This window comes from Brevundimonas sp., assembly GCF_036400995.1.
GTDB lineage: Bacteria > Pseudomonadota > Alphaproteobacteria > Caulobacterales > Caulobacteraceae > Brevundimonas.
Genome location: NZ_DASWWG010000049.1, coordinates 1 through 8,885 on the forward strand (window position 1 = coordinate 1; position 8,885 = coordinate 8,885).

Consider the following 8,885-nt stretch of genomic DNA (forward strand, 5'->3'; position numbering starts at 1 on the left):
CACGGCGTGGCCGGTGCGCCCGTTCACCGTAAACGGGCTGTGGCCCACGCTCAGCCGTACGTCAGGCCCGGTCAGGGTCGGCAGATCGGAGCGCAGGCCCGGCGAACCGGTCTGCGCCCACGCCGGCAGCAGGCCCTGCAGGCCAAGCAGGCCGCCGCCTGCGGCGGCTCCGCGCAGCAGGGTTCGACGATCAAGGCGGGGAGAAGGCATCGACGAAGAGTTCCTTGGCCAGCAATTCAGCCGTTCGATCAGATACGCATCCGACCGGCGCGCCCCTTGCGTCAGGGCGTCACAGGCGTCGGGATCGCGGCGTTGTGCACCTTCCCATCATGGTAAGGTCAAGCGTCATCGTCTGGAGTTCGGCCCAGGCGCTCCGCCAGCTGCTTGCGGCCGCGGGCGATGCGGGTCTCGACAGCCTTGGGTGTGATACGAAGCATCGAGGCGATCTCGGCGTGCGACCAGCCTTCCAGTGTGGCGAGCAGCAACGGCGCCTTGAGGGTGTCCGGCAGGTCGGATAGCGCGCGCTGCAGCCTCGCGACCTTGCGCTGATCGTCCAACCGGGCTTCCGGAGCGGGGGCGTCGTCCCCCACCGCCGTGGCCTCGGCCGTGTCGAGCCCCATGACCCCGCGCACGACGCGGCGGACCGCGCGCCTGCGACTCCAGTCGCGGCACTTGTTCAGGGCGATCGAGCGCAGCCAGACATCGAACGGCCGCGTCGGATCATACCGCCGAATGGCCAGCCAAGCGGAGGCATAAGCTTCCTGAAGCACGTCGTGCGCCTCGGCCCCGTCGCCCACATAGCGCCGCACGAACCGGTAGAGATCGGCCTTGGTGGAGCTCATCAAGGCGGTGAAGGCGGCCCTGTCTCCGGCCGCCGCCCGGACCTCTATGCTTTCCCTCGCCCCCACGTGCCGCGCTTAGCCGGCGTCAGCGCGCAAGGCTTCGACAACCGCGGCGTCGAACACCTCGGCCTGAGCCGGGGTCAACACCGATCGCATCTCGAAGATGTGGGCGATCGTCGCCTTCTGGAGATCGCCCATGGCGGTGTGAAAATGGTCGACCGCCGCCTGGACCTGGGGCGTGTCCCCGTCGCTGGCGGCGATCGCGGCCGCCAGCTCGCGATTGGCCGCGCGAACCTCGGCTTCCAGCGCCGGACGGCGAGACGCGAAGCGGGCTTCGATCCCGTCGAGCCGGCGGTCCTGCTCCGCACTCAGCTGCAGCTTTTCGTGCACGATGCTGTGCAGGCTGGGCGGCTGTTGTGCACGCATGACCCACGTCGCGCTCGCCCAGGTCGCAGCGGCGCTGGCCAGCGCCGCCAGGACCGCCGTGACGACGATCGACTTCCACTTCCCGCTCATCCCAGGGCATCCAGACCGATGAGCGGCGACAGGGCGGCCGACACGGTGAAGATGCGCATCTCGGAGGGCTCGGGCCTGGGCGCCAAAAGCATCATGCCGCCGTTTGCGACCCCGACCGCGACGGCGAGGACGACGGCAGCAATGCGCACCTGAGCCACGCGGGCGCGTTCGCTGCGCTCGCTGACTCGCCTCCAGACAGCGCCCTCCATTCCGGCGAGTCCTGCGGTATCGACCGGCGGGACCGATCGGAGGAAACCTTCAATGTCGTCGGTCATTGCGCACCTGAATCACGCCCCATCTGCCATACGCGCCGGCTTCGCATCCCCCTCTTGAGGGGATCAGGCGCCGTCCGCGTAGATAACAGGGAACGACAGGGGACGGGCTGTCGTCCAGCGGGGGAGCGGCATGAGCGGCAGGTCAGGCCCGGAGCGGGCGGCTTTTCCCGACGTGCTCGATCCACTCACCGGCGTGAGGTTCTTCCTCGCGCTTGGTGTCGTACTGTTCCACTACCAGCTCTATTGGACGCTGCCGCCCGAGAGCGCGGGCCTGTTGAACCGATCTCGCCTGGGAGTGGATGTCTTCTTCATCCTGTCGGGCTTCATCCTGACGCATGTCTATCTGCAGGGGGACCGGCCGCTCGACTATCGGCGGTTTCTGGCGGCGCGGTTTGCGCGGGTTTATCCGGCTCACCTGTTCATTCTGCTGGCCATGCTCGGGCTTGTGCTGGCCGCGCCCATGTTCGGCGTCGGCCTCGAGCCGGGTCGATTCAACCCGACCGACTTCGCCGCAACCCTGTTTCTCGTTCAGGCCTGGTTTCCGCGTGACACCCTGGTTCTCTGGAACGGGCCGGCCTGGTCGCTATCGGCTGAATGGTTCGCCTATCTGGCATTCCCGTTTTACGCGGCCTTGGCCACACGACTGCGGGTCAGACCGTGGGCTCTGATCGCAATTGCGGCGATGCTGTTCGTCGCGCTGGACGCGGTCTATCGCCTCCAGTTCGGGCGAGTGCTGCCTCGGGCCGAGGACAGCATGGGGATTCTTCGGATCATCCCCGAATTCCTCTACGGCGTCGGCCTCTACTACCTCGGTCAGCGGTGGACGCCTTCCGCCCGGACGGCGGTCATTGGCGCGCTCGCAACTACGGCCGCGCTGCTCGCCCTCATGCAGCTCGGCGCCGATGACCGCATCATCGTTGTGGCGGCCGGTCCGTTCATCCTGTCGCTCGCATTGCTGGCCAAGGCGGACGTTCGGACCTTCCTGTCTCATCCCGTCGCCCTGTTCGCCGGCGAGGCTTCGTTCGCCCTCTATCTGGTTCACATCCCGGTCCTGATGGTGTGGCGCAATGCGGCGCAGGCGTTGGCGGGCTGGAGCGGGGACTATCGGATGGGAATGGCGGAGCTGGCCGCCATGCTGGCGTTGACGCTCGTCGCCGCCGCTGCCATCCATGTCTTCGTCGAGCAGCCAAGCCGTCGCTGGCTGCGGAAGCGCATGGCGTCGCGGCCCAGCGATCCCGTCGAAGCCAGACGGTCCGTTCACAGCGATCAGGGAGAGCCCTTTTGAACTCCCCCCGACCCGAACCGCCGCCTGCTGCGACGACTGTATCGCGCAAACGAGCGACGAAGCCGGTTTCACGACCACAATCACGGTTCTTGCCCCACACCAATCGACCTGACGCAATCCGCACTCAGTCCATTCAGAACACAGCCAATCCGGAGCCTGCCATGACCCGCCCGTCCCTTGCCCTCGCCCTCTCGGTCGCCGTGCTCTCGGCCACGCCCGTCTTCGCCCAGGATCACGCCCACAATCATGATCAAGCCGCAGGCTCGGTCGCCGCGGAAGCAACGGAGGCGGCCAGCGCCGTCGACGCCTTCCATGCCGCCCTGAAGGCCGGCGACACGGCCGGCGCGCTGACGTTTCTGGCGCCGGATGTGATGATTTTCGAACAGGGCGGCGCGGAGCGATCGCGCGACGAATATGCATCCCATCACCTGGGATCGGACGCCGCCTTCGCGGCCGCCTCGGAGGCGACGGTGACCCGCAGGTCGGGCTGGGCCGACGGCGACATCGCCTGGATCACGAGCGAAGGCCGCACCACGGGTCAATTCAACGGTCGCGCGGTGGATCGCCTGACGACGGAGACTATCGTGCTGAAGCGGCACGCCGATGGCTGGCGCATCCACCACATCCACTGGTCGTCGCGCGCGCCCGGCTAGGTGTTCCCGCTGGCGTCACATTGCCGACGGCGGAGCAAGCGTGCCCATCACCGCGACGGCAGCCAGCAGAACGGCGCCGACCAGCGTCTCCGCGACGACACTGCGTCGGAGCTGTTGAAGCGCCGGCCGAGGATCTTGCCCGCCCGACAGCGCCGAACCTAGTCCGGGCGTCAGGCGGAAACGGTTGCCGGCCGCCAGGGCGAGCATCAGGGCGAACAGGACAAGTTTGGCGATCAGGAGCTGGCCATAGGCGTTGGCTCCCAGGCTTGCGACCCGCGACGGACCGACCAGGAACCAGCTGTTCACGAGACCGGTCAGCGCCAGCAGCACGACCGCCAGGGTGCCCAGCCCTGCGAACCCGTGCAGGGCGCGATGGACGGCGATGTCGTTAGGCCCGGCCCGGCGGCTCAGCAGAATGGTCAGGGCCGCCAGGGCTCCCAGCCACAGGGCGGCGGCGACCGCGTGAAGGATGTCCGCGACAAGATGGAGAAGGCCTCCTGGGCCTTCGGTGGCCGCGCCATGGCCTGTCCAGGCGAAGCTGGCGGCGACGACCAGTCCGGCGGCGACCGTCAGCCTCCAGAGCGCCCGCCCGGGCCTCATGGCGACGATCATGACCAGCCCGAGCAGGGCGACCGCCGCCCGAGCGACCATCGCCATGCCAAGGGCGGTGCCGGAGACCATGAAGGACAGCGAAGCGGGTTTGATCGCTTCGGTCAGCGAGCCGGCCATCACCGCCGTCTGCGCCACCAGGGCGGCGAACGCGCCGAGCGCGACGAGGAGCGCGGCGACGATCAAGGTCGGACGCGCCCATGAATGGTCCGGACCGTCCGAGCCCCTGAAACTGTAGAGCAGGAAAAGCGGCGCGCCGAGAAGGACGACGGCGCCGCTGTATTGAAGCCAGCGGAGCCCGATGACCGCGACTTCGACCACGGGGTCAGCGCACCGAGAAGGTGTAGGATCCCGTCATGCGGTGACCGTCGCTCGAGGCGATGCGCCAGTCGATGCGGTATGCGCCGGCGGCCAAGGGGCGGGCCAATGTCCCGGTCAGAGTCTTGCCGTCCTCGGCGACCGAGGTGCGGACTGCGACCTTCTCGCCCGCCGCATTGACGACGTCGAAGCCGGAAAAGGCGGGAACCGTCCGTTCGCTGAAGGTCAGGCTCAGCGTCCGGGGCGCGGCCACGGTCGAGTTGGGGGCCGGCGTCGCACTGACCAGACGGGCGTGGGCCGCCGCCGGTCCGGCGACGAAGGCCGCGGTGACGGCGACGGCGATGGACGGGGCGGAATTGAAGTGACGCATACTCGGTCTCCAGACGTTGGGCCGTTCCCGGCCCTGTGGTTTTCTACGCGCCGCGCGGGCGCCTCCCTCATAAAGGACGATCGCGGCCGACCCATGGACCGGCCGCGACACCCCTATGCGATGCCGTAGCCGGCTTGCTCGATCGCGGCCCGGACGCGGGCTTCGTCGGCCTCGCCCTCGACCCGCAGGGTTCCCGAGGCGATCTCGATCTCCATCCTGGCATCGGGCGCCACCTCCGCCACGGCGGCTCTCACCGTCGCAGCGCAACCGCCGCAGGTCATCCGTTCTACCTTCAACTCGATCATCGTCATCTCCTTTGTCGATCGACGACGAGGCAGGTGGGGTTTCCCAGCGTGGGAAGGTCAAGGGGCCCCGCCAGACCGGACCGACGCATTTTCGTCGGAACAGGGGTCATCTGTTCGCGTTGGCCCGGACGACCACGTTCTCCGGGAGTGTCCGACGATGAAGACGGGCTGGGGCCGTTTCGCGGCGATGATCGCGACCTCGACGGTCGTGATGTTCTTCCTGATGTACCAGCTGGTCTACAGCCTCGACCACGCGCTGTTCAGCCTGAACCGCCTGATGGCGTCGCTGATCATGGGCTGCGTCATGGCTGTCATCATGCTGGGCTTCATGTGGAGCATGTACGAGGGCAAGCGAATGAAGGTCGCGATCGTCGCGGCGGCCGCGATCCTGGGCGCGCTTCTGCTCTACATGAACCGGGCGCAGACCCTGGTGAACGACACCTCCTTCATGCGGGCCATGATCCCCCACCACTCCATCGCCATCAACAATGCCAGCAAGGCCCGGATCAGCGACCCCCGGGTTCGCGAGCTGGCCGACGAGATCATCGCCAGCCAGGTCCGCGAGATCGAGGAGATGAAGCGGCTGATCGCGGACATCGAACGCAACGGCGAGCGCGCCGACCGGCCGCTCCCGCCGCGTCCGGCCGTGCTGACGCCGGACATGCAGCCGAAGATTCGCGAGGCGGTGCGATAGTCGAATTCTGGCGCTTGACCTTCCCATGACTGGAAGGTCCATCTGGGGCGGGACTTCGAAATCCGGAGACTGTCCCGATGACCGCCACGACCCTGCGTACCCTCGAAATTCCCGTGCTCGGCATGACCTGCGCCAGCTGCGTCGGCCGGGTCGAAAAAGCCATCCGCGCCGCGCCCGGCGTGAAGAGCGCCACCGTCAACCTCGCCGCCGAACGGGCGCGGGTGGAACTGGACGAGGCCGGCTCACCGGCCGCCGTGACCCAGGCGATCCGCTCCGCCGGTTATGAACCGATCGAGCGAACCCTCGAACTGAAGATCGGCGGCATGACCTGCGCCAGCTGCGTCGGCCGGGTCGAGCGCGCCCTGAGGACGACGCCCGGCGTGCTCGACGCCAGCGTCAACCTCGCCACCGAACGCGCCACGGTCCGGGTGCTGGAGGGCGCCGCCGATCTGCGCGCCCTGACCGAGGCCGTGGCCGGGGCCGGGTACACCGCCGAGGCGGCCTCTCCGCCGGACGCGACCAGCGGGGATCGCGAACAGGCCGCGCGCGCCGCCGAGATTCACAGCCTGGGGCGCGCCGTCGCCATCGCCGGCGCCGCGACCCTTCCGCTGTTCCTCGTCGAGATGGCGCTGCACTTCGTTCCCGGCGCCCACGACTGGCTGATGGGAACCCTCGGCATGACGCCGTGGAGGGTCGCCAGCTTCCTGCTGGCCACCTTCGTCCTCTTCGTGCCGGGTCTGCGCTTCTACCGGAAGGGCGTTCCCAACCTGGTCCGTCTGACCCCGGACATGAACTCGCTGGTCGTGCTCGGCGCCACCGCCGCCTGGGCCTTCTCCACCGTCGCCACCTTCGCCCCAGGGTGGCTGCCGGCGGGAACGGCCAACGTCTATTTCGAGGCGGCGGCGGTGATCGTCACCCTGATCCTGGTCGGCCGCTGGTTCGAGGCGCGCGCCAAGGGCCAGACCAGCCAGGCCATCCGCCGTCTGGTCACGCTTCAGGCGAAGACGGCCCGCGTCGAGCGGGACGGATCCGAGGTCGAGCTGCCGATCGATCAGGTCACGCCCGGCGACGTCATTGTGGTCCGGCCCGGCGAACGGATCCCGGTCGACGGCTCAGTCGTGTCCGGGGCCTCGTTCGTGGACGAATCCATGCTGACCGGGGAGCCGGTTCCGGTGGAGAAGGGCGAAGGGGCCAAGGTGGTCGGCGGCACGATCAACACCACCGGCGCCTTCCGCTTCCGCGCCGAGAAGGTGGGCGCCGAAACCGTGCTGGCCCAGATTGTGCGCATGGTCGAGGCGGCGCAGGGCGCCAAGCTGCCGATCCAGGCCCTGGTGGACCGGGTCACGAGCTGGTTCGTGCCCGTCGTCATCGCCATCGCTGTCGTGACCTTCGGCGTCTGGCTGGCCTTCGGCCCGCAGCCGGCGCTGGGCTTCGCCCTGGTCAACGCGGTCGCCGTGCTGATCATCGCCTGCCCCTGCGCCATGGGACTGGCGACCCCGACCTCGATCATGGTCGGCACCGGCCGCGCCGCCGAGCTCGGCGTCCTGTTCCGCAAGGGCGAGGCGCTCCAGGCGCTGCAGGGGGTCGAGGTCGTCGCCTTCGACAAGACCGGCACCCTGACCGCGGGCCGGCCCGAACTGACCGATCTCGCCGTCGCCGACGGCTTCGCCGAGCATGAGGTGCTCGCCCTCGTCGCCGCGCTGGAGACGCGCTCGGAACACCCCATCGCCCGCGCCATCCTCAAGGCCGCCGAGGGGCGGGGGCTGACCGTGCCTGAGCCCGAGACCTTCTCGTCCCGTCCCGGCTACGGCGCCGAGGGCCGCGTCGCCGGCCGCGCCGTCCAGGTCGGCGCCGACCGCCTGATGCGCGACCTCGGTCTCGACCTGTCCGCCTTCGCCGATCAGGCCGGAGGGCTGGCCGAGCAGGGCAAGAGCCCCCTCTACGCCGCGATCGACGGCCGGCTCGCCGCCGTCATCGCGGTCGCGGACCCGATCAAGCCGACCACGCCCGCCGCCATCGCCGCGATCCACGCGTTGGGACTTAAGGTGGCGATGATCACCGGCGACAACCGCGGCGCCGCCGAGGCCGTGGCCCGGAGCCTCGGCATCGACGAGGTGCGCGCCGAGGTGCTGCCGGACGGCAAGGTCGAGGCGATCCGCGCCCTGCAGGCCGGCGACCGCCGCGTCGCCTTCATCGGCGATGGCGTCAACGACGCCCCCGCCCTGGCCGCGTCCGATGTCGGCCTCGCCGTCGGCGGCGGCACGGACGTCGCCATCGAGAGCGCCGACGTCGTGCTCACCGGCGGCGACCTGCGCGGCGCCGTCAACGCGATCGCCCTGTCGCGCGCCACCATGCGCAACATCCGCCAGAATCTCGTCTGGGCGTTCGGCTACAATGTCGTTCTGATCCCGGTCGCGGCCGGCCTGCTGTTCCCGTTGTTCGGCTGGCTATTGTCGCCCATGCTCGCTGCCGGCGCCATGGCCCTGTCCAGCGTTAGCGTCCTGACCAACGCCCTGCGCCTCCGCGGCTTCAGGACCCGTTTCGAAGGAGTTCGTCCATGAACATCGGCCAGGCCTCCCGCGCGACCGGCGTCTCGACCAAGATGATCCGCTACTATGAATCCGTCGGCCTGATCCGGCCCGCGGACCGGACGGACAGCAACTACCGTGACTTCGGCGAGCGGGACGTGCACGAGTTGCAGTTCATTCGCCGCGCCCGCGACCTCGGGTTCTCGGTGGCGGAGATCGGCCACCTGCTGTCGCTCTGGCGTGATCGCGATCGCCCCAGTCGCGAGGTCAAGGCGATCGCCCAGAAGCACGTCGCCGATCTCGACGCCCGCATCGCCGAGATGAAGGCGATGGCCGACGCCCTGCGCACCCTGGCGAAGTGCTGCGCCGGCGACGACCGGCCGGACTGTCCGATCCTCGTCGATCTCTCGACGCGAGAAAGTGGAGCGCTCAAGTCCAACGTACGTGTCGCCCGATAGCGGGCTCGCCATAAGGTCTGACCTCGCCCCCC

12 protein-coding genes are annotated in these 8,885 nt (G+C 68.9%); 5 read left to right on the top strand and 7 right to left on the bottom strand.

Going from position 1 to position 8,885, the window contains the following annotated elements; all coding sequences use genetic code 11:
• From VGE03_RS06605 to VGE03_RS06620, 4 genes are all read right to left on the bottom strand, one after another.
• On the bottom strand, nt 1-210 hold a 210-nt coding region (locus VGE03_RS06605; protein ID WP_331045680.1), incomplete at its 3' end, for a twin-arginine translocation signal domain-containing protein.
• Between the two features lie 128 nt (nt 211-338).
• A complete protein-coding gene (locus tag VGE03_RS06610; protein ID WP_331045681.1) occupies nt 339-908 on the bottom strand; it encodes an RNA polymerase sigma factor in 570 nt (189 codons plus the stop codon).
• Nucleotides 909-917: 9 nt separating this feature from the next.
• Nucleotides 918-1,358, bottom strand: a complete 441-nt coding sequence (locus VGE03_RS06615) for a periplasmic heavy metal sensor (RefSeq protein WP_331045682.1) — start codon at nt 1,356-1,358, stop codon at nt 918-920.
• Complete coding sequence (locus tag VGE03_RS06620) at nt 1,355-1,633, bottom strand: hypothetical protein (RefSeq protein ID WP_331045683.1); 279 nt, start codon at nt 1,631-1,633, stop codon at nt 1,355-1,357. The genes VGE03_RS06615 and VGE03_RS06620 overlap by 4 nt, the downstream gene beginning before the upstream one ends.
• Nucleotides 1,634-1,763: 130 nt before the next feature.
• On the opposite strand from VGE03_RS06620, the gene VGE03_RS06625 reads away from it, so the two are divergent.
• Entirely contained in the window at nt 1,764-2,918 is a 1,155-nt protein-coding gene (locus VGE03_RS06625; protein ID WP_331045684.1) for an acyltransferase, read from the top strand.
• A gap of 161 nt (nt 2,919-3,079) precedes the next feature.
• Nucleotides 3,080-3,571 (top strand): YybH family protein, encoded by a 492-nt coding sequence (locus VGE03_RS06630; RefSeq protein WP_331045685.1) that lies wholly within the window; start codon nt 3,080-3,082, stop codon nt 3,569-3,571.
• A 15-nt stretch (nt 3,572-3,586) separates the two neighbouring features.
• Here the strand turns inward: VGE03_RS06630 and copD are convergent, their stop codons facing one another.
• The 3 genes from copD to VGE03_RS06645 all read right to left on the bottom strand — a co-directional run bounded on the left by copD (nt 3,587) and on the right by VGE03_RS06645 (nt 5,173).
• Entirely contained in the window at nt 3,587-4,501 is a 915-nt protein-coding gene (copD, locus tag VGE03_RS06635; RefSeq protein WP_331045686.1) for a copper homeostasis membrane protein CopD, read from the bottom strand.
• 4 nt (nt 4,502-4,505) lie between these two features.
• Nucleotides 4,506-4,868 (bottom strand): copper homeostasis periplasmic binding protein CopC, encoded by a 363-nt coding sequence (gene copC / locus VGE03_RS06640; RefSeq protein ID WP_331045687.1) that lies wholly within the window; start codon nt 4,866-4,868, stop codon nt 4,506-4,508.
• Between the two features lie 113 nt (nt 4,869-4,981).
• Nucleotides 4,982-5,173: a heavy-metal-associated domain-containing protein gene (locus VGE03_RS06645; RefSeq protein ID WP_331045688.1), complete on the bottom strand. Its 192-nt coding sequence runs from the start codon at nt 5,171-5,173 to the stop codon at nt 4,982-4,984.
• A gap of 157 nt (nt 5,174-5,330) precedes the next feature.
• Between VGE03_RS06645 and VGE03_RS06650 the strand changes: the two genes are divergently transcribed.
• The 3 genes from VGE03_RS06650 to cueR all read left to right on the top strand — a co-directional run bounded on the left by VGE03_RS06650 (nt 5,331) and on the right by cueR (nt 8,853).
• Nucleotides 5,331-5,867, top strand: a complete 537-nt coding sequence (locus tag VGE03_RS06650) for a DUF305 domain-containing protein (protein WP_331045689.1) — start codon at nt 5,331-5,333, stop codon at nt 5,865-5,867.
• 77 nt (nt 5,868-5,944) lie between these two features.
• Entirely contained in the window at nt 5,945-8,428 is a 2,484-nt protein-coding gene (locus VGE03_RS06655; protein ID WP_331045690.1) for a heavy metal translocating P-type ATPase, read from the top strand.
• Nucleotides 8,425-8,853, top strand: a complete 429-nt coding sequence (cueR, locus tag VGE03_RS06660) for a Cu(I)-responsive transcriptional regulator (protein ID WP_331045691.1) — start codon at nt 8,425-8,427, stop codon at nt 8,851-8,853. Before VGE03_RS06655 ends, cueR begins: the two co-directional genes overlap by 4 nt.
• The last annotated feature ends 32 nt before the right edge of the window (nt 8,854-8,885 follow it).